This window comes from Stenotrophomonas sp. STEN023, from assembly GCF_056760135.1.
Genome location: NZ_JBRREF010000086.1, coordinates 1 through 18,701, shown reverse-complemented (window position 1 = coordinate 18,701; position 18,701 = coordinate 1). Strand labels below are relative to the sequence as shown.

16 protein-coding genes are annotated in these 18,701 nt (G+C 63.3%); 5 read left to right on the top strand and 11 right to left on the bottom strand.

What is annotated here, in order from left to right; translation table 11 throughout:
* Positions 1–119: 119 nt before the first annotated feature.
* The 3 genes from ACVOLV_RS18595 to ACVOLV_RS18585 all read right to left on the bottom strand — a co-directional run bounded on the left by ACVOLV_RS18595 (position 120) and on the right by ACVOLV_RS18585 (position 2,627).
* Positions 120–689: an HAD family hydrolase gene (locus ACVOLV_RS18595; RefSeq protein ID WP_481555660.1), complete on the bottom strand. Its 570-nt coding sequence runs from the start codon at positions 687–689 to the stop codon at positions 120–122.
* A 65-nt stretch (positions 690–754) separates the two neighbouring features.
* Positions 755–1,489, bottom strand: coding sequence for a hypothetical protein (locus ACVOLV_RS18590; RefSeq protein ID WP_481555659.1), 735 nt, complete (start codon positions 1,487–1,489; stop codon positions 755–757).
* A gap of 100 nt (positions 1,490–1,589) precedes the next feature.
* Complete coding sequence (locus ACVOLV_RS18585) at positions 1,590–2,627, bottom strand: MBL fold metallo-hydrolase (protein ID WP_481555658.1); 1,038 nt, start codon at positions 2,625–2,627, stop codon at positions 1,590–1,592.
* Positions 2,628–2,759: 132 nt separating this feature from the next.
* Here ACVOLV_RS18585 and ACVOLV_RS18580 point away from each other — a divergent pair, with 132 nt between their 5' ends.
* The gene (locus tag ACVOLV_RS18580) at positions 2,760–3,383 is read left to right on the top strand and encodes a TetR/AcrR family transcriptional regulator (RefSeq protein ID WP_481555657.1); all 624 of its coding nucleotides are present in this window, start codon (positions 2,760–2,762) and stop codon (positions 3,381–3,383) included.
* A 163-nt stretch (positions 3,384–3,546) separates the two neighbouring features.
* Positions 3,547–4,860, top strand: a complete 1,314-nt coding sequence (locus ACVOLV_RS18575) for an acetamidase/formamidase family protein (protein WP_481555656.1) — start codon at positions 3,547–3,549, stop codon at positions 4,858–4,860.
* A gap of 289 nt (positions 4,861–5,149) precedes the next feature.
* On the opposite strand, the gene ACVOLV_RS18570 is transcribed toward ACVOLV_RS18575, so the two are convergent.
* Together ACVOLV_RS18570 and ubiE are read right to left on the bottom strand one after the other, a co-directional pair.
* On the bottom strand, positions 5,150–7,084 hold the full coding sequence (locus ACVOLV_RS18570) for a M1 family metallopeptidase (protein WP_481555655.1): 1,935 nt from the start codon (positions 7,082–7,084) through the stop codon (positions 5,150–5,152).
* 415 nt (positions 7,085–7,499) lie between these two features.
* Positions 7,500–8,264 carry a bifunctional demethylmenaquinone methyltransferase/2-methoxy-6-polyprenyl-1,4-benzoquinol methylase UbiE gene (gene ubiE, locus ACVOLV_RS18565; protein ID WP_481555654.1) on the bottom strand — a complete coding sequence of 255 codons (765 nt, stop codon included), beginning with the start codon at positions 8,262–8,264 and terminating at the stop codon, positions 7,500–7,502.
* Between the two features lie 92 nt (positions 8,265–8,356).
* On the opposite strand from ubiE, the gene ACVOLV_RS18560 reads away from it, so the two are divergent.
* On the top strand, positions 8,357–8,809 hold the full coding sequence (locus tag ACVOLV_RS18560; protein ID WP_481555653.1) for a nucleoside deaminase: 453 nt from the start codon (positions 8,357–8,359) through the stop codon (positions 8,807–8,809).
* A 119-nt stretch (positions 8,810–8,928) separates the two neighbouring features.
* Positions 8,929–9,180 carry a hypothetical protein gene (locus ACVOLV_RS18555; protein ID WP_481510750.1) on the top strand — a complete coding sequence of 84 codons (252 nt, stop codon included), beginning with the start codon at positions 8,929–8,931 and terminating at the stop codon, positions 9,178–9,180.
* 268 nt (positions 9,181–9,448) lie between these two features.
* Here the strand turns inward: ACVOLV_RS18555 and smeE are convergent, their stop codons facing one another.
* Both smeE and ACVOLV_RS18545 read right to left on the bottom strand, forming a co-directional pair.
* Positions 9,449–12,595: a multidrug efflux RND transporter permease subunit SmeE gene (smeE, locus tag ACVOLV_RS18550; RefSeq protein WP_481555652.1), complete on the bottom strand. Its 3,147-nt coding sequence runs from the start codon at positions 12,593–12,595 to the stop codon at positions 9,449–9,451.
* A gap of 12 nt (positions 12,596–12,607) precedes the next feature.
* The gene (locus ACVOLV_RS18545) at positions 12,608–13,792 is read right to left on the bottom strand and encodes an efflux RND transporter periplasmic adaptor subunit (RefSeq protein ID WP_481555651.1); all 1,185 of its coding nucleotides are present in this window, start codon (positions 13,790–13,792) and stop codon (positions 12,608–12,610) included.
* A gap of 224 nt (positions 13,793–14,016) precedes the next feature.
* On the opposite strand from ACVOLV_RS18545, the gene ACVOLV_RS18540 reads away from it, so the two are divergent.
* Complete coding sequence (locus ACVOLV_RS18540; RefSeq protein ID WP_481555650.1) at positions 14,017–14,691, top strand: TetR family transcriptional regulator; 675 nt, start codon at positions 14,017–14,019, stop codon at positions 14,689–14,691.
* A gap of 490 nt (positions 14,692–15,181) precedes the next feature.
* Here ACVOLV_RS18540 and hslU read toward each other — a convergent pair whose 3' ends face one another.
* From hslU to ACVOLV_RS18520, 4 genes are all read right to left on the bottom strand, one after another.
* Entirely contained in the window at positions 15,182–16,558 is a 1,377-nt protein-coding gene (gene hslU, locus ACVOLV_RS18535; RefSeq protein WP_481555649.1) for an ATP-dependent protease ATPase subunit HslU, read from the bottom strand.
* Between the two features lie 29 nt (positions 16,559–16,587).
* Positions 16,588–17,139, bottom strand: a complete 552-nt coding sequence (hslV, locus tag ACVOLV_RS18530) for an ATP-dependent protease subunit HslV (protein WP_055772387.1) — start codon at positions 17,137–17,139, stop codon at positions 16,588–16,590.
* A 247-nt stretch (positions 17,140–17,386) separates the two neighbouring features.
* Positions 17,387–17,599, bottom strand: a complete 213-nt coding sequence (locus ACVOLV_RS18525; RefSeq protein ID WP_481555648.1) for a DUF3079 domain-containing protein — start codon at positions 17,597–17,599, stop codon at positions 17,387–17,389.
* Between the two features lie 250 nt (positions 17,600–17,849).
* Positions 17,850–18,518 carry a vWA domain-containing protein gene (locus ACVOLV_RS18520; RefSeq protein ID WP_481555647.1) on the bottom strand — a complete coding sequence of 223 codons (669 nt, stop codon included), beginning with the start codon at positions 18,516–18,518 and terminating at the stop codon, positions 17,850–17,852.
* Between the last annotated feature and the right edge of the window lie 183 nt (positions 18,519–18,701).

The following is an 18,701-nucleotide window of genomic DNA, read 5'->3' as shown; positions in this document are numbered from 1 at the left end:
GAAGCCGGCAATGTCTGGTTGCGGGCGAGGTCTGCAAGCTGACAGCATGGGAGCTTCGCGGCTCACGCCGCGCCCACAGAGGCTCCACCGGCAACGCCCCAGCCGAGCATGGCCCGGCTCTACGGAGACACCCTTGCCTGCCACTGCTGCAGCAACTGCGCACAATCACGCAGCTGCCATTGCGCCATGCCCGGCCACGGGTCATCCGGCACATTGATCAGGATGCCCGGCACGCCCGCAGCCTTCGCCGTTGCCAGATCGTAGTAATGATCCCCGACCATCCGCATCTGCGTCGGCAACACCTGCCAGCGCTCGGCAAAGAACTGCAGCCCAGCCGGCGACGGCTTGGGCTGCACTTCCCAGCGGCCGATGATTTCATCGACGGCAAAGCACTCCGCCACTCCGATCGCCGCCAGCGTCACTTCGGCCAGCTCACGCGCATTGCGGGTGAGGATGCCCAATCGGCAACCATCGGCATGCAGCGCGCGGATCAAGGCCACCGCTCCCGGTGCCGCGACCGATGCCTCGGCCAGCTCCCGCTCGTGCTGCATCAGCCAGGCATGGCTGTCAGCGGCCTGCTGCGCCGGCAGGCTGGCCAGATGCTCAAGAATGTCCGCGCCGGATGGAATCTGCAGCTTGCGCCGGATCAGTTCGAAGTCATGCACCGGCTCGGTCAGGGTGCCGTCCATGTCGAACACCCAATGGCGGCTGGCGGCGACGTCGCAACGCCCCGCCACGTCAGCAAGCACCGGCCTCAATCCCAGTTCGGCATCTGGCTGCCATCCAGCCCGCCAACCTCGAACACCGCCTTGCGGGTGCCACCAGCCAGCACCGGGAACTCGATCTCGATGACCTTGGCCTTGCGTGCCTGCCGCCACAGGCCGCGGTTGTCGACGATGAACATGGCGATGGCCTCATCGGTATCCGGGCGATGCGCGGCCATGTTGCGGGCCGGCGCCCCATCGACGCTGACCTTGACCTGGCAGCCGCGGTAGCAGGCCTTGGCGAAGTCGCTGGACTGCAACACCAGATAGGCGTGGCGCTTCCACTCCGGGTGATCACGGAACACCAGGTTCACCTGCTTGGCGCCGGTGCTGTCCACTTCCACGCGGTCCTTGCTGTAGATCGCCGCCGAACGCTGGGTGCCGCCCTTGACCGGCACCTGGTTGTAATTCCACAAGGCCTGCATGCGGCGCAGCTCACTGGCTGCAGCTGCCTTCTCCCGAACCTCTGCAAAGCCCGGCTCGATGCGCTTGGCGGTTTCCGAATCCGGGAACTGGTCGAGCAGCGCAGCACCGTGGATGCGCGCCTTCTCCCAATCGGTGGCGGTGATGGCAGCGTCGTAGAGCTTGCCGATGCCTTCGGCGTCGGCTTCGCGCTTGGCCCGCTCCTGAGCGGCAGCGGCTTCTTGTTGCTGGCGCTCGGCCTCCGGGTTGCTGCAGGCGGCCAGGGCGAAGACGCAGAGTGCGCCGAGGATCAGGGGTTTCATCAAACAGCTCCGGTGAACGTGGCGCGAGGTGGCGCGCGATGGAGTTCACTTTAGAGCATGTTGGGGATTGGGGATTGGCTTTGGCGTCATGCCGCCAGCATCACTCCCCGCCCATCCGCCACCAATGCGTGGAAGGCGCCGGCGCGCGGATATCCAGACGCTCGCCCATCTGCGGTGCAGTCAACACCACGCCCTGCTCCGCCGCCAATGCGGTGATCCGCTCGAACGGCTCGGTCCAAGGGTGCAGGGCCAGATCAAACGTGCCGTTATGGATCGGCATCAACACCTTGCCGCGCACGTCCAGATGCGCCTGCAGGCTCTGCTCCGGCTGCATGTGCACACCCGGCCAATCAGCGTCGTAGGCACCGGTCTCGACCATCGCCAGATCGAACGGGCCGTAGCGTTCACCGATCTTGGCAAAGCCATCGAAATAACCACTGTCGCCACTGAAGAAGATCCGCGTGCGACCGGTATCGATCACCCACGACGCCCACAAGGTGCGATTGCCATCAGACAGCCCGCGACCAGAAAAATGCTGCGCTGGCGTGGCTGCGATCTTCAAGCCTTCCAGCCGCGTTTCCTGCCACCAATCGAGCTGGGTGATCTTCTCCTGCGGCACGCCCCAGGCAACCAGACGATCACCCACGCCCAGCGCGGTGACGAAATGCCGCACCTTCGGCGCAAGCGCCAACACCGCGTCGTGATCAAGGTGATCGTAGTGGTCGTGGGAAATGATGACGCCGGTGATCTCCGGCAACTCGTCAATCGACAGCGGCGGTGCATGGAAGCGCTTCGGCCCCATGAACGAGAACGGCGACACGCGCTCGGAGAACACCGGATCGGTCAGCCAGAAGTGACCATCCAGCTTCATCAGCATGGTCGAATGGCCTAGCCGCCACAGGCTGTCGTCGGGCGCGTCCAGCAGCGCCTGCCGGGTCAGAGCGTGCACCGGGATCGCCACCTGCGGCGTTGCATCGGCCGGCTTGTCGAACAGGAAGCGCCACCACACCTTGGTACCGCGCACGAAGCCGAGCGGCACCTGCTTGGCCACATTGTGGAAGCGCCCCTCGCCGTATTGCGGCGACTGGTCGTAGGAGGCGGCAGGATGCGCGCCGCAGGTCAGCAAGCCAATGGACATGGCAATCAGCACCGTAATGAGGAGGAGGAAACGAGGCAGGCGACGCGTCATGGCTGGGCTTGCCGTTAAAAGTACACCGGCGAGTCTACTTCCATTTCAAGGAAAGTAAACTGAACGGTGTAAAATGAGCGGATGAACGATCCAAAGCGCCCTCTCCGCCTGACCGACCGCAAACGCGAGGCCATCCTGCGCGCGGCGGTGGCCGAGTTCCGCGAACTGGGCTTTGCCGGCACCAGCATGGACCGCATCGCCGCCACCGCCGAGGTGTCCAAGCGCACGGTCTACAACCACTTCGCCAGCAAGGACGAGTTGTTCACCGCCATCCTCTGGCAGCTGTGGGAAGCCAGCCAATCGCTGGACGCCCTCGCCTACGATCCGGCACGACCATTGCGCGAGCAGTTGCTGGCCTTCGTCGCACAGAAGCTGCGCCTGCTCAGCGACGCCAGCTTCATCGACCTGTCGCGGGTGGCCATGGCCGAACTGGTGCATGCCCCGGAACGGGCGCGGGCAATGATGGACAAGCTGGCCGAGAAGGAAGAAGGGCTGACCACCTGGATCCGCGCCGCGCAGGCCGATGCCCGCCTGCGCGACGACATCGCCCCGGCCGACGCCGCCCATCAGCTGCAGGGCATGGTCAAGGCATTCGCCTTCTGGCCACAGATCGCAATGGGTGCCGCGCCACTGGACGCTGTCGCACAGCAACGGGTGATGCACGACTGCGTGGACATGTTCCTGGCGGTGCGCGCCACGCCCTAGGTGCAGCGCGTGACCGCCATCAACCGCCCGCTCCGGCAACGTGCTCGGCTGTGCGGCGGCCGGACTGACTACAGGTGTCGTTACGTTTGACACTGCAACGGCGAGATCGCCATTCGTACACTCCGCGAACACGCCCATCGGGCCCTTCGCAGACACACGCAACGTGCGCACTTCACTGAAATGGTCTTCGCTGTTGTTGTCCGTACTCCCGCTCCATGCCCTCGCCGCCGACCAATGGATACTGGCCACCGATCTCTGGGGCAACAGCGCCCAGCAGACCTTGAATCTGGAGGTGCAAGGCACGCGGGTCAGCGGAACATTGGGCGGCGACCCGATCACCGGCAGCTTGAACGGCGCGCAGCTGAAGTTCACTGCAACCGGCAGTGACGGTCAGGTCTATCACTACGACGGCCGCATCGATGGCAGTCGCCTGCAGGGCCGCAGCGACGAGCCGGACACCAACAACCGCAGCGCGCGTGCGGCGCATGATTTCAGCGCCTGGCGGGTACCGTCACGGCCGGACAAGGCGCCGCGCCTGCACGACTTCACCGCAAGCGATTACTCCAATACCTTCAGCGCCGAGCGCGCCCCGGCGCTGGTGATCTGGCCGGGCGACTCGGTGCAGACCAAAACCCTGGATTCCGGTGGTGTCGATGAGCACGGCATCACCCGCGCCTTGTTCGGCAATCCACAGGTCGGGCCGTTTTTCGTCGCCGGTGCCGAACCTGGCGATACGCTGGCGATCACCATCAGCTCACTCAAGCTCAACCGCGACTACGCCGACAGCCTCGACGGCATCGTTGGCCGCTTGAAGACCCCGCGCATCGCCACCGAAACCGCGACGCTGGGCAATCCGGTGCGCTGGGAACTGGATCGCGTGCGCGGTATGGCCCGCCCGCAAGGCGCCAGCGGCGCATTGAAGCACTTTGAAATCCCGGTCAAGCCGATGCTCGGCGGCCTCGCCGTCGCACCCGGCTTTGGCTATCCCCCGTTCTCCACCGGCGACACCAGCGACTTCGGCGGCAACATGGATTTCAACGCTGTGGTGGAAGGCAACACGGTTTACCTTGAGGTGCAGCAGCCCGGCGCTTTGCTGTATGTCGGCGATGGCCATGCGCTGCAGGGCGACGGCGAAACCAGCCAATGGGCGCTGGAGACATCATTGGACGTGGTGCTGAAAGTGGAGCTGATCAAGAAGCAATCCATCGCCACGCCGCGCGTGGAATCGCCAACGCAGATCATGACCTTGGGGCAGGGCGGTTCCAGTGACGACGCGCTGCGCTTGGCAACGTCGGGGATGCTGCAATGGCTGCGCCAGTCCTACGGGCTGGATATGTCGCAGGCTACCCAGGTGCTGGGCGTGGCCGTGCAGTACAGCGTGGTCAATCTTGCTGGGCGTAGCGTTGGCGTGGCGGCGAAGATAGACAAAGCGGTACTGAAGGGCCTGCCGCTTGCGGCGGCAAAGAGCAGCAACTGAGGGCTGCGGTCGAGTCTGATTTGCGGCTACGGCGCAGGAAGCCGACGCGTTCGGGAGCGTCGTACAACCTGCACAACAACGCCGCCACCATGTAGTGCCGAGCCATGCTCGGCAGAGGCCTTACCGGTAACGCCCAGCCGAGCATGGCTCGGCTCTACAAAAAAGGGTCCGTGCGCAGGGTTCCGGGTGCGCTGCGCTTGCTCCGACTGCGAACCCCTCAAACCTAGAACAGCACAAAAACAAACGGCGAGCCAAAGCTCGCCGTTTGTGTTGAAGCAAACCTGGCCGATTACTGCTTCGGCGCAGCTTCCGCCTTGGCGATCATCGCTTCCACCGAGGCGGTGGTGATCGGGTGATAGCCCGGCTTGGCCTTGGCGAACACTTCCTTGGCGAAAGCCAGACCTTCCGGCGTCTTCAGCAGCTCAGCGTAGATCGGCAGCACCAGCTTGCGGCGGCCGACCTTCTGGATGAACTCGCCAGCAGCAGCCTGTGCGTCGGTGTAACCGCTGCGGATTGCCAGCGGGTACCAACGCATCGCGATCTCACCGTTCGGGGTACCGGTGAAGTGGTAACCCTTGTCCAGCTGCGCCAGCTTCTCGACCGGCAGCTTCTCGCCCATGCCATCGATGAACCGCACCCATTCCTGGGTGTTCCATTCGCGGGTCACCTGGTTGCTCGGCAGCGAGTCGCTGCCCAGGAAGGCGATGCGTGCGGTGTCAACCACGGCGAAGTTGCGCGAACGGGCCTTGCTGGCGAATGCCGGGATGCCCGGTTCTTCCAGCCATGCCTTCAGCTCGGCATCGGTGACCGCCGTCGGATTCTTCGGCAGCAGGTTCTTCTTCATGTACTCGACGAACTGGTCGGTGTTGGCGCTCTGGAAGGCGTGGTCATCGAACCAGCCACGCAGGAACGGATCAAACACCGCGCGACCAAAACGCTGCTCGAGGAACTGCAGGAACCACGCGCCCTTGACGTAAGCCACCTGGCTCAGTGCATCGTCCGGGTCACGCTCGTTGAGCGGCGGCAGCGCCAGCGCCTGGTCGGCCGGGCTCATGTCCTTCACTTCGTTGAGCAGATCGGTCTGGTCGATCTCACGCTCCATCTCGGCCATCTCGGCGCCATACAGCGCCTCGGTGATGCGGCCCTGCACGTAGGTGGTGAAACCTTCGTTGAGCCAGATGTCCTTCCAGCTGGCGTTGGTCACCAGGTTGCCGGACCAGCTATGCGCCAGTTCGTGCGCGACCAGCGACACCAGCGACTTGTCGCCAACGATGACGGTCGGGGTAGCGAAGGTCAGACGCGGGTTTTCCATGCCACCGAACGGGAACGACGGCGGCAGCACCAGCATGTCGTAACGGCCCCAACGGTATTCGCCATACAGGTTCTCGGCGGCACCGATCATCTTCTCGGTGTCTTCGAATTCCTTGGCGGCCTTGTTGACCATGGCCGGCTCGGCCCACACGCCGGAGCGCTCGGAGATCGGCTCGAACACCAGGTCACCAGCAGCGATGGCCAGCAGGTAGGACGGGATCGGCTGCGGCATCTTGAAGGCGTAATCGCCATCACGTGCAGCCTTCGGGTCGTTGTCGGCGCTCATCAGCACCATCACGTCCGGGCGGCTGGTGACATGCGCGCTATAGGTGAAACGGACGCTCGGGGTGTCCTGCAACGGCACCCAGGAACGTGCGTGGATCGCCTGCGACTGGCTGAACATGAAGGGCAGCTTCTTGCCCTCGGTCATGGACGGCTCCAACCACTGCAGACCGGAGGCGGTCGGCGCGGTGTGGTAGGTGATGCGCACCGAGGTCGGCTGGGCCGGGGTTTCGATGCTCAGCTTGCTGCCGAACACCTTGTCGGCCGGTGCCAGCACGAACTGCAGCGGGGTGGCTGCGCCGTCGGCAGCAATAGCCTCGACCTTCTCAACGCTCAACTCGCGGGTGTCGAGCAGCAGCTGCTTGGCAGCCTTGTCCTTCCACTCCAGCGTGTAGGTCGCCGTACCGCCGATCTGCTTGGCGTCGAAATCGACCTTCAGATCCAGCGCCAGGTCCTTGATGACGACCTTGTCCGGTTCAGCGTAGGAGCTTTCATCGTGGCTGCGGCTGACGGTATTCACGGCGGCGGCGGGCTTCTGGGCGACGGGGTCGACGGTGGGGGCTGCGGGTTCTTTGGCACAGCCGGCGACAAGCGCCACGGCCAGGGGCAGCATCAGGAACGAAGAACGCATTGATCTGGAACCGGTTCAGGGGATAACCGCTGATTTTAAACCCGAAAGGCCGTGGCGGATGCGGCGGTGCGGCAAGCGGCACCCCGCGGGCTTTGCGGAAGCTGCCGGAATGCGTGAATCAGCTCCCGCTCTTGGGCCACGGTAGTGCCGAGCCATGCTCGGCAGAGGCTTTACCGGCAAGATCAAAAGCGCCCCTCATCCCAACCCTTCTCCCGCAAGCGGGAGAAGGGCCAAGGCAAAAACCACTCCCCAGCCCTCCCCTTGGCCTGCGGCCAAAGGGAGGGGGCACAGGCGTAGTGCCGAGCCATGCTCGGCAGGGGTTTTACCCGTAAAAGACAAAACCAACATCATCACCCCACATACGAAAAAGGCGGCCAATGGCCGCCTTTTCCTCAACACACCCAGCAAGCAAGGCTCAAAGCTTGTAACCGGAGTGAATCGACACAATCCCCGCGCTCAGGTTCTTGTAATGACAGCGGCCAAAGCCCGCATCCGTCATCATCGCCTTCAGCTCTTCCTGCGGCGGGTGCTTGCGGATGCTCTCGGCCAGATACTGATAGCTGTCGGCATCACCACGCGCAAACAACTTGCCCAGCTTCGGCAGCACCTTGAACGAGTGGAAATCGTAGACCGGCTTGAACCAGTCCACCGTCACTTCCGAGAACTCCAGCACGCGCGCCTGCCCGCCCACCTTCAGCACGCGGTACATCTCGCGCAGCGCGGCTTCCTTGTCGGTCACATTGCGCAGGCCGAAGGAGATCGTCACCAGGTCGAAGCTCTGGTCCGGAAATGGCAGCGCCTCCGCATTGAGCTGCACCCACTCGAAGCCCGATACCTGACCGCGGTTGGTCAGACGATCGCGACCCACCGACAACATGCCTGCATTGATGTCGCCCAGCACCACGCTGCCTTCGGCACCGATGCGCTCCTTCAGCAGCACCGCGATGTCACCAGTACCACCGGCCAGATCCAGCACGCGATCGCCCGGCTTCACCTGCGCGGTAGCGACGAAGTAGCGCTTCCACAGCCGATGAATACCCAGACTCATCAGGTCATTCATCAGGTCGTAGTTGTCGGCCACGGAGGTGAACACCTGGCCGACAAGCTTCTGCTTGTCCTTGGCCGGTACATCGCGGAAGCCGAAGTGGGTGGTGCCGGTCTTGTAGGGGGATTCGCTCATGGCGCCGATTATCGCACTGACAGCCCGACTGCGGCGCCAGCAGGCTGAATCCGGCCGCTATGATGATCGCCACGGCACCACAAGGACCTTGCATGATCACCACCCCGGACTACCGCGCCCTGCTAGAAACCGCCATCACCGAGGCCCGCCAGGGCCTGGCCGAAGGCGGAATCCCGATTGGAGCGGCGCTGTATCACAACGATGGCCGCCTGCTCGGCTGCGGTCACAACCGCCGCATCCAGGAAGACGATCCGTCGATCCATGGCGAGACCGACGCCTTCCGCAAGGCCGGCCGCCAGCGCGGCTACCGCAACACCATCATGGTCACCACCCTGGCCCCGTGCTGGTACTGCAGCGGGCTGGTGCGCCAGTTCAACATCGGTACCGTGGTGGTGGGTGAATCGGTCAGCTTCCCGGGTGGCATCGACTGGCTGCGCGAGAACGGCGTGAATGTCATCGACCTGAATGACGCCAGCTGCATCGAGATGATGGGGCGCTACATCGCAGAGAACCCGGACGTCTGGAATGAAGATATCGGCGAGTAACGTGACGTAATCTGAACAAATCCCCATTAATCTCATAGGGAAATTAGACGCTGTAGCCAGATCGTAAGATAAACAGCGGTATGCTCGGGGTACAGGGGCACTGCCATCGAGGTGAAGCGATGTATACAACGCCCATCCAACACAGCAGTCGCCAATCCCTCCAGCGTGCTGGGGAGCAATTGCGACAGCAGTACGCACGACATCGCTGCTCGGCCCCGTTCTGGGATGCCTACCAACAGGTTCAACGTGAACTGGTAGCGGCATACCCGGAACACCAGGCCGAGCTCTGCAACCGCCTGGCGGTATTCGCCCAACGTCTGGGCGCGGTTGAGAAGGCTCAGTTACTCGAGCTGGCGGACAACGAAGCATAAAAAAACCGGGCCTGGCCCGGTTTTTTTTTGCTCCGATTTCGGCAGTGCCGAGCCATGCTCGGCAGGGGCTTCACCGGTAGCCCATCAGGTTTGTAGGAGCGGCGTAAGCCGCGAAGCTGGTATCGCTGAAATCACCAGGATGTGGGTCACCTGACGAAACCCCGGCTTCGCGGCTTACGCCGCTCCCACAAACAAACCTAAAAAACCCCAAACGGACAAAAACAAAAGGCGCCTTTCGGCGCCTTTTGCTTGCAACACCCCTGCCCGCTTACTGCTGCGGCAGGTCGCCGTTCTTGGCCAGCTGCTTGCGGTTGAACATGCGCTGCACCACCACGAAGAACAACGGGATGAAGAACAGGCCGAGCAAGGTGCCCACCACCATGCCGCCCAGCACACCGGTACCGATGGCGCGCTGTGCACCCGAACCCGCGCCGGAGGCGATCGCCAGCGGCAACACACCCAGGCCGAAGGCCAGCGAGGTCATGATGATCGGACGCAGACGGTCGCGGACCGCATGCATCGTCGCTTCGATCACACCCGCGCCCTTCTCCAGATGCTCCTTGGCGAACTCGACGATCAGGATCGCGTTCTTCGAGGTCAAACCCACGGTGGTCAACATCGCCACTTGGAAGTACACGTCACGCTCCATGCCGCGCATGGTGTTGGCCAGCACTGCACCGAGGATACCCAGCGGCGCAACCATCAGCACTGCGGTCGGCACGCTCCAGCTTTCATACAGTGCAGCCAGACACAGGAACACGATCAGCAGCGACAGCGTGTACAGCAGCGGCGTCTGCGAACCGGCCTCGCGTTCCTGGTAGGACACGGCGGTCCACTCGATGCTGAAACCGGCCGGCAACTGCTTGGCCAGCTTCTCCACTTCCAGCATCGCATCGCCCGAGGCTACGCCCGGCGCGGCTTCACCCTGGATTTCCAGCGCCGAGACACCGTTGTAACGCTCCAGACGCGGCGAACCGTAATCCCAACGCTGGCTGGCGAAGGCCGAGAACGGCACCATCTCGCCGGAGGTGTTCTTCACCGTCCACAGATTGAAGTCTTCCGGGTTCATGCGGAAGGCATCATCGGCCTGCACATAGACGCGCTTGACGCGGCCACGGTCGATGAAGTCATCGACGTAGCTCGAGCCCCAGGCGGTGGCCAGCGTGCTGTTGATGGTGTCCAGCGACAGACCGTGCGCACCAGCCTTGGCGACGTCGATGTCCAGACGCAGCTGCGGGGTGTCGTCCAGGCCGTTCGGGCGCACGTTGGCCAGCAGCTTGCTTTCGCCCGCCATGCCCAACAGCTGGTTGCGTGCATTGACCAGCGCATCGTGGCCGGCGCCGCTGTTGTCCTTCAGGAAGAAGGTGTAACCCGAGGCGATACCCAGCTCCGGCATGGCCGGCGGCGGGAAGGCAAAGATGAAGGCGTCCTTGATCTGGCCGAGCGCTGCCATCGCACGACCGGTGATCGGCCCAACGCCCTGGTCGGCACTGCGCTCGCTCCAGTCCTTGAGCTTGACGAAGGCCATACCCGAGTTCTGGCCCATGCCGGAGAAGCTGAAGCCCTGCACCGAGAACACCGATTCAACCGCGTCCTTCTCGTTCTTCAGGAAGTGGTCTTCCAGCTTGTAGATCGACTCCAGGGTACGTTCCTGGGTGGCGCCCACCGGTGCGTTGACCAGCGCCATCAGGATGCCCTGGTCTTCATTGGGCAGGAACGAACTGGGCAGGCGCGCGAACAGCAGGCCCATCACCACCGCCAGCGCCAGGAACACCGCCATGAAACGGCCCGGGCGATGCAGGATGCCGCGCACGCCGCGCTGGTAGACGCCGCTGGTGTTGTCGAAGCCGCGGTTGAACCCGTTGAAGAAACGGCCCGAGATGCCCTTGTGGGCAACGTGGTGCTCGCCCTTCTTCAGCGGCTTGAGCATGGTGGCGCACAGTGCCGGGGTCAGCACGATGGCGACCAGCACCGACAAGGCCATCGCCGACACGATGGTCGCCGAGAACTGCCGGTAGATGACGCCGGTGGAGCCGCTCATGAAGGCCATCGGCACGAACACCGCCGACAGCACCAGGCCGATGCCGACCAGCGCGCCGGTGATCTGGCTCATCGACTTGCGGGTGGCTTCCAGCGGCGACAGTCCTTCCTCGGACATGATGCGCTCGACGTTCTCCACCACCACGATGGCGTCATCGACCAATAGACCGATCGCCAGCACCATCGCGAACATGGTCAACATGTTGATGGAGAAACCCAGCACCGCGAGGATGCCAAAGGTGCCCAGCAACACCACCGGCACGGCGATGGTCGGGATCAGGGTGGCGCGGAAGTTCTGCAGGAACAGGTACATCACCACGAACACCAGCACGATGGCCTCAAGCAGCGTCTTGACCACGCCCTTGATCGACACGCGCACGAACGGGGTGGTGTCGTACGGAATCACTGCCTTCATGCCGGCCGGGAAGTTGGCCTTCAGCTCGTCCAGGGTCTTGCTCACGCCCTCGGCGGTTTCCAGCGCGTTGGCGCCGGTAGCCAGGGTAATGGCCAGGCCGGAGGCCGGCTTGCCGTTGTAACGGGTGACGAAGTCGTAGGTTTCGGCGCCCAGCTCGACGCGGGCAACGTCGCCCAGCTTCAGGGTGGAGCCGTCGGTTTCGGTACGAACCACGATGTTGCGGAACTGCTCCGGCGTCTGCAGGCGGTCCTGTGCGTTGATGGTGGCGTTGAGCTGCTGGCCCTTGATGGCCGGTGCACCACCCAACTGGCCGACGGCGACCTGCGCGTTCTGCGCCTTGACCGCGGCGGTGACCTCGTCAACCGAGACCTTGTAGGTCTGCAGCTTGGTCGGGTCCAGCCAGATGCGCATGGCGTACTTGCCACCGAACACCTGGATCGAACCCACGCCCGGCACGCGGCTCAGCGGATCAACGATGTTGGAACCCACGTAGTCGGAGATGTCGTTCTCATCCATGCTGCCGTCTTCGGAGACGAAGCCCAGCACGTTGAGGAAGCCCGAGCTGGACTTGGCGACGTTGATGCCCTGGCGCTGCACTTCCTGCGGCAACAGCGGCATCGCCAGCTGCAGCTTGTTCTGCACCTGCACCTGGGCGATGTCCGAATCGGTGCCACTCTGGAAGGTCAGGGTGATGCTGGCCTGGCCGTTGGACGAGCTGTTCGAGGAGAAGTACATCAGGCCGTCCAGGCCCTTCATGTTCTGCTCGATGATCTGCGTCACCGAGTCCTCGACCACCTTGGCCGACGCACCCGGGTAGCTGGCGGAAATGGACACCGCCGGCGGCGCGACCTCGGGATACATCGAGATCGGCAGCTTGAGCATTGCCAGTGCGCCGGCAAGCATGATGATGATGGCGATGACCCACGCGAAGATGGGCCTGTCGATAAAGAAGCGTGCCATGTAGTTCTCCGCTTACTGCTTTTCAGCCGGCGCCGCGGCGGGCGCGGCGGCTGGCTTGGCGGCTTCGGCACCCTTCTCGGTGGCCTGCACCGGCATCCCCGGGCCAATCTTCTGCAGGCCTTCGACGATGACCTTGTCGCCAGCCTTCAGACCGTCTTCGACCAGCCACTTGTCGCCGATGGTGCGGCTGACCTTGACCGGGCGAACGGCAACCTTGCCTTCGGCATCGACCACCATCGCCGAGGTATCGCCCTTGGGATCGCGCGCAATGCCCTGCATCGGCACCAACAGCGCGTTCGGGCGCACACCACTGCCCAGCACCGCACGCACGAACATGCCGGGCATCAGCACCTGATCGGGGTTGTCCACTCGCACACGCATCAGGTAGCTGCCAGTAGCCGGGTCGACGCTGACTTCGGAGAACTCCAGCTTGCCCTTGTGGGCAAAGGTGCTGCCGTCTTCCAACAGGATGTCGACCGGCAGCTCGGAGGCACCTTCCAGGCGCCCGGCGGCCAGTTCGCGACGCAGCTGCAGCAGCTCGGCCGAAGACTGGGTGACGTCGATATAGATCGGATCGAGCTGGTTGATGGTCGCCAGCGGATCGGCCTGGCCGGCGCTGACCAGCGCGCCCTGGGTAACCGAGGACTTGCCGATCTGGCCGCTGATCGGCGCGGTGATGCGGGCATAGCCCAGCGTCACGTTGGCCGCATCCAGCGATGCGCGGGCGGCCAGCACGTCGGCCTCGGCCTGCTTCCACGCGGCCTGTGCGTTCTCGTCGTCCTGCACGCTGATCACCCGCGACTTGACCAGCTCGCTGCTGCGGCGCGCGGCCAGACGGGCCGCATTGGCGCTGGCTTCGGCACGCGCCAGCTGCGCGCGGGCGCTGTTGGCCTGGGCGCGGTAAGCAGCGTCATCCAGCTGATACAACGGATCGCCGGCCTTGACCACGCTGCCTTCGGTGAACAGGCGCTTGGCGACGATGCCACTGACCTGCGGGCGCACTTCGGCGACCTGGTAGCCGTTGGCACGGCCGGCCAGTTCACGGGTCAAGGTGACGGTTTCCGGCTTCAAGGTAACCACGGTGACCTGGCCCGGGCCGCCCTGCTGCGGCTGCTCCCCGCCGCCCTTGCAGGCAACGAGCGCGACGGTTAGTGCGAGGGAAAGCGCGACGAGACGGCAGCTGCTGATTCGAGACATGGGAGAGGCTCAATAAGGAAAAGTAGCGCCCGAGGACGGGAAAAGATGCCGTAGAAGCCGACGCAATCTGTAGTACATACGTTACGGGTACAACCGCACCGCCTGCTACTGCCACGTACAGCCTCGCCATCCTGTCAGGCAAGCTGCGGAAATATACATACATACACGCATGTTTGTAAACGGCTACAATTCAGGTCGGTTTCATCCAGCACCTGCACAGCGCAATGGCCAGAAAAACCAAAGAAGAGGCAGCAGCCACCCGCGAAGGCATCCTTGATGCGGCCCTGGCGTGCTTCCACGAACACGGCGTTGCCGGCACCTCGCTGGCGGCCATCGGCGAACGCGCGGGATACTCGCGCGGCGCGGTGTACTGGCACTTCAAGAACAAGACCGAAGTGCTGGAAGCGATGATCAACCGCGAGCGTGTGCCCTTCATCAAGCGCCTGCGCCAGACCTACTCGCCGCTGCGCAACACGCCGATCCTGGACCTGCGCTCGGCGATGCTGGTGTCCTTGAGCGAGTTGGCCAACGATCCGCGATTGCGCGAGATGATGGAAATCATGCTGCGCAACGACCTGTCCACCGAGAGTCTGGCGATGCAGCAACTGCAGCACGACAGCGTCGAAGAAGAGATGGCGATATTCCGCCGCGCCCTGGAGCGCGCGCGCGACCTGGGCCAGCTTCGCGATGGCGTCAACACTGCAAGCAGCGCACGCATCATCCACGCAGGCCTGACCGGCGTGCTGTACAGCGCCATGCTCGAGCCCACCCAGTTCGACCTGGAGCGTGACAGCCGCGAAATGCTGGACGCGCTGATGGCGCACTACGTAAAGCCCGGTGTATTCGAGCCCGGCGCAGATCCTTCGCCGCTGCCACCACCAGACCCAGAAGAAGAATAAGCAAGCCCGGTAGTGCCGAGCCATGCTCGGCAGGGGCCTTAACGAGCAAGCTTGCAGAGCCGCAGCGGTCTTGTGGGAGCGGCGTAAGCCGCGAAGCAAGCGAAGGCGAAGGCGAAGGCGAAGGCGAAAGCAAACGCAGAAGCAAAGCACCCCTCCCAACCCTCCCCTTGCCTACGGCAAAGGGAGGGCTAAGCGCGGCTTCGGTAGTGCCGAGCCATGCTCGGCAGAGGCCTTGCCGAGCAAGCTTGCAGCGCCGCAACGGTCTTGTGGGAGCGGCGTAAGCCGCGAAGCAAGCAAAGGCAAAAGCACCCCTCCCAACCCTCCCCTTGCCTGCGGCAAAGGGAGAGCTAACGCCGCCGCGCCGCCGGCTATTCGTAGTGCCGAGCCATGCTCGGCAGGGGCAATACTGGCAATGCCACCCGCCAAAGCCCAGGCAAAAAAAAACGGCGACACCAACGTGCCGCCGCTTCTCACCAACCCAAACCAACCATCACAGAATATAGCGACTCAGATCCGGGTCCTTCACCAACTCACCCAGATGCTTGTCCACGTAGGCAGGGTCGATCGCAATACTGTCGCCATCACGATCCGGCGCTTCATAACTCAGCGAATCCAGCAAGCGCTCCAGCACCGTGTGCAGACGACGCGCACCGATATTCTCCTGCCGCTCGTTGACCTGGAACGCAATCTCCGCCAGACGGTCCACCGCCTCGGCAGTGAAATTGACCTTGACGCCCTCGGTCGCCAACAAGGCTTCGTACTGCTTGGTCAACGCCGCCTTCGGCTCGGTCAGGATGCGCACGAAATCATTCTTGCTCAGCGCACCCAACTCCACGCGGATCGGGAAACGGCCCTGCAGCTCGGGAATCAGATCGCTCGGCTTGGCCAGATGGAACGCACCGGAGGCAATAAACAGGATGTGATCAGTCTTCACCGTGCCGTACTTGGTCGACACATTCGAGCCTTCCACCAGCGGCAGCAAGTCGCGCTGCACGCCTTCGCGTGACACATCGCCACCCGACGAACCAGCATCGCTGCGCTTGGCGACCTTGTCGATCTCGTCGATGAAGACAATGCCATGCTGCTCACAGGCTTCAACCGCAGCCGTGCGGATATCGTCTTCATTGACCAGCTTGCCAGCCTCTTCCTCGATCAGCAGCGGACGCGCGGCCTTGATGCTCAGCGTGCGCTTGTTCGACTTGGCGCTGCCGAGATTGGCGAACATCGACTTCAGCTGCTGGCCCATTTCCTCCATGCCCGGCGGGGTCATGATGTCCATGCTGACGTTGGCAGCAACATCCAGCTCGATCTCGCGCTCGTCCAGCTCGCCTGCGCGCAGCATGCGGCGGAACTTGATGCGGGTTTCGTTATCGGCAGCCGACGGTTCATTGCGCGCCGCTTCCGGGTCGAAGCCAATGCCGACGCTGCGCCGCGGCAGCAAGGCATCAAGAATGCGGTCTTCGGCCTTCTCTTCAGCCTGGGTGCGTACGCGCACCTTGGCCTGCTCGCGGTACAACTTGACCGCGGTATCGGCCAGGTCACGGATGATCTGCTCCACGTCCTTGCCGACGTAGCCGACCTCGGTGAAGCGGGTGGCTTCAACCTTCACGAACGGCGCATTGGCCAGCGTGGCCAGGCGGCGCGCGATTTCGGTCTTGCCGACGCCGGTCGGGCCGATCATCAAGATGTTCTTCGGCATCACTTCATTGCGCAGCTCGGTGGGCAACTGCATGCGGCGCCAGCGGTTGCGTAGCGCGATGGCGACTGCACGCTTGGCGTCGTGCTGGCCGACGATATGACGGTCCAGCTCCTGCACGATCTCGCGCGGCGTCATGGTGGCGGAGGAAACTTCGATCTTGTGGCTCATGGGGTACTCGCGATTGATGGCCGGAGAGCTCAGAGCTCTTCCACCACGACGTTGGTATTGGTGTAGATGCAGATGCCGCCGGCGATATTGATTGCCTCGGTGGCCACGCCACGTGCATCCAGATCGGTGTGCTTGAGCAGTGCGCGTGCCGCGCTGAGCGCATAGGAACCACCGGAGCCGATGGCGATGATGCCGTCTTCCGGCTCGATCACATCGCCGGTGCCGCTGATGATCAGCGAGGTCTCGCGGTCGGCCACCGCCAGCAGCGCTTCGAGCTTGCCGTAGCGGCGATCGGTACGCCAATCCTTGGCCAGCTCCACGGCAGCGCGGGTCAACTGGCCGTGCTTTTCAAGCTTGGCTTCAAACAATTCAAACAGAGTGAAGGCATCAGCGGCTGCACCGGCAAAACCGGCCAGCACCTGGCCATCGCGGCCGAGCCGGCGCACCTTGCGCGCATTGCCCTTCATCACCGTATGACCCAGGGTGACCTGACCATCGCCAGCAATCGCCACATGCTCGCCGCGACGCACGCAGCAGATGGTGGTGGCATGAAAAACATTCGGGTTCTGACTGGGGTCCATACGGCCTCCGGGATACTGTTCTCCGGTAATGGGGCCGGTCAGCGCCGCGATCAAGCCTCCCCCCAGCAGCGACAGCCACCATTCAGAAAAACCCAACCGGTAGTGCCGAGCCATGCTCGGCAGAAGCCTCCCCAGCCATCCAACCGATCACCTTGTGGGAGCGGCGCAAGCCGCGAAGCCAACACCACTGGAACCACAAGAAAGCCCGCAACCTGACAAACCACCCGCTTCGCGGCTGACGCCGCTCCTACGACTTTTTCTCCAGCGCCGCCCTTCCCGGCCGCCCCAGCTCGGGCTCGATACCCCAGGCCAGATACCAGTCCTCGCCCTGCAGCTCCGCTGGATGTTGCGTGCGCCCCGAGCCATTGCCGCAGGCCAGCGCATCGGTCGCGCAATACTTGTCGCAACCCCAGCAGATCCGCTCAGGATGTTTGGGATTCAACGGAAATGGCTTTGCCATCGCACGACCCTCCACGCCAGGAGAGCAACCATGCGCCGCCAAGGCAATGCCCACCTTGATGTAAATCAAGCAACCCCAGCGTAGTGCCGAGCCATGCTCGGCAGAGGCCTTCCCAACAAACCCACCGCCCCGCTTTTGTAGGAGCGGCGTAAGCCGCGAAGCCAAAGATCCATACGACTGCGGGCTGCAGGTCATTTCACCAATCTCAGCTTCGCGGCTGACGCCGCTCCCACAAAAACCCTTGTCCGCCCTACTTTGCCGCCCAGCCATCCGCAGATGTCGGGTTGCTCAACGGAACCGAATCACCCGGCGCCGAGGCAACAACCGCACGCATGGAACTGGACAACCAGCTGAAAAGCTCCGGGAACTGCAGTCCCTTCAACGTGAGCGGCGCACGCACCGAGATCTGTCGCAGCGCATCCATCTCCGCACCTTCCACACCAACCGCAAAAAACTGGAAGTTTTTGTTGGCCTCACCTTCCCTCACCAGCTCAGCTGCGCGTTTGACGCTATCACTGGGCGCACCCGCGCCGATCAGGAACACCCATGGCCGGTAATAAGTGATGCCTCTGCTTTTGTAGGTCTCTTTGCGTTGGCCAATCAAGTCCAGCCCCCGTTCGATAGCCGCACCAAGCGGCGCATCAACAGTACTGACAAGGAACGGCGGGTAGAAACTCTCGGCGGCCACGAAATCAGTGACTGTCCGTACCGGGCCGTAAGTGACAATGGCTATGTCAACGCGTTTCGCCGCCTCAGGATCGGCGTACAAGGCCTGCTTGAGCTGCATCAGCCCAGCGTTGAGCAGATCGATGCGTTGCCGCCCCATCACTTCCGATGTATCCAGCAGCAACAAGCATGCACAACGGCTTTCCTGCGCGCTGGCAGAACCACCAGCCTCATACCCAGATCCAAAGCTCATAACGGAACCTCCCTATTCGTGGCCTCAGTCTATTCGCAAAAGCCCACCCTGTAGTGCCGAGCCATGCTCGGCAGAGGCCTTCCCCACAACCCAACCGACCCCTTCTGTGGGAGCGGCGTAAGCCGCGAAGCAGATGGTTCGTCAGGTTGCGGGTGTTTGCGCGATCTGCAAACTCAGTGGCTT

Coding starts and splice junctions, on each gene's coding strand:
- ACVOLV_RS18595 (WP_481555660.1), bottom strand. CDS start 689: ATGGACGGCACCCTGACCGAGCCGGTGCATGACTTCGAACTGATCCGG.
- ACVOLV_RS18590 (WP_481555659.1), bottom strand. CDS start 1,489: ATGAAACCCCTGATCCTCGGCGCACTCTGCGTCTTCGCCCTGGCCGCC.
- ACVOLV_RS18585 (WP_481555658.1), bottom strand. CDS start 2,627: ATGTCCATTGGCTTGCTGACCTGCGGCGCGCATCCTGCCGCCTCCTAC.
- ACVOLV_RS18580 (WP_481555657.1), top strand. CDS start 2,760: ATGAACGATCCAAAGCGCCCTCTCCGCCTGACCGACCGCAAACGCGAG.
- ACVOLV_RS18570 (WP_481555655.1), bottom strand. CDS start 7,084: ATGCGTTCTTCGTTCCTGATGCTGCCCCTGGCCGTGGCGCTTGTCGCC.
- ubiE (WP_481555654.1), bottom strand. CDS start 8,264: ATGAGCGAATCCCCCTACAAGACCGGCACCACCCACTTCGGCTTCCGC.
- ACVOLV_RS18560 (WP_481555653.1), top strand. CDS start 8,357: ATGATCACCACCCCGGACTACCGCGCCCTGCTAGAAACCGCCATCACC.
- ACVOLV_RS18555 (WP_481510750.1), top strand. CDS start 8,929: ATGTATACAACGCCCATCCAACACAGCAGTCGCCAATCCCTCCAGCGT.
- smeE (WP_481555652.1), bottom strand. CDS start 12,595: ATGGCACGCTTCTTTATCGACAGGCCCATCTTCGCGTGGGTCATCGCC.
- ACVOLV_RS18545 (WP_481555651.1), bottom strand. CDS start 13,792: ATGTCTCGAATCAGCAGCTGCCGTCTCGTCGCGCTTTCCCTCGCACTA.
- ACVOLV_RS18540 (WP_481555650.1), top strand. CDS start 14,017: ATGGCCAGAAAAACCAAAGAAGAGGCAGCAGCCACCCGCGAAGGCATC.
- hslU (WP_481555649.1), bottom strand. CDS start 16,558: ATGAGCCACAAGATCGAAGTTTCCTCCGCCACCATGACGCCGCGCGAG.
- hslV (WP_055772387.1), bottom strand. CDS start 17,139: ATGGACCCCAGTCAGAACCCGAATGTTTTTCATGCCACCACCATCTGC.
- ACVOLV_RS18525 (WP_481555648.1), bottom strand. CDS start 17,599: ATGGCAAAGCCATTTCCGTTGAATCCCAAACATCCTGAGCGGATCTGC.
- ACVOLV_RS18520 (WP_481555647.1), bottom strand. CDS start 18,518: ATGAGCTTTGGATCTGGGTATGAGGCTGGTGGTTCTGCCAGCGCGCAG.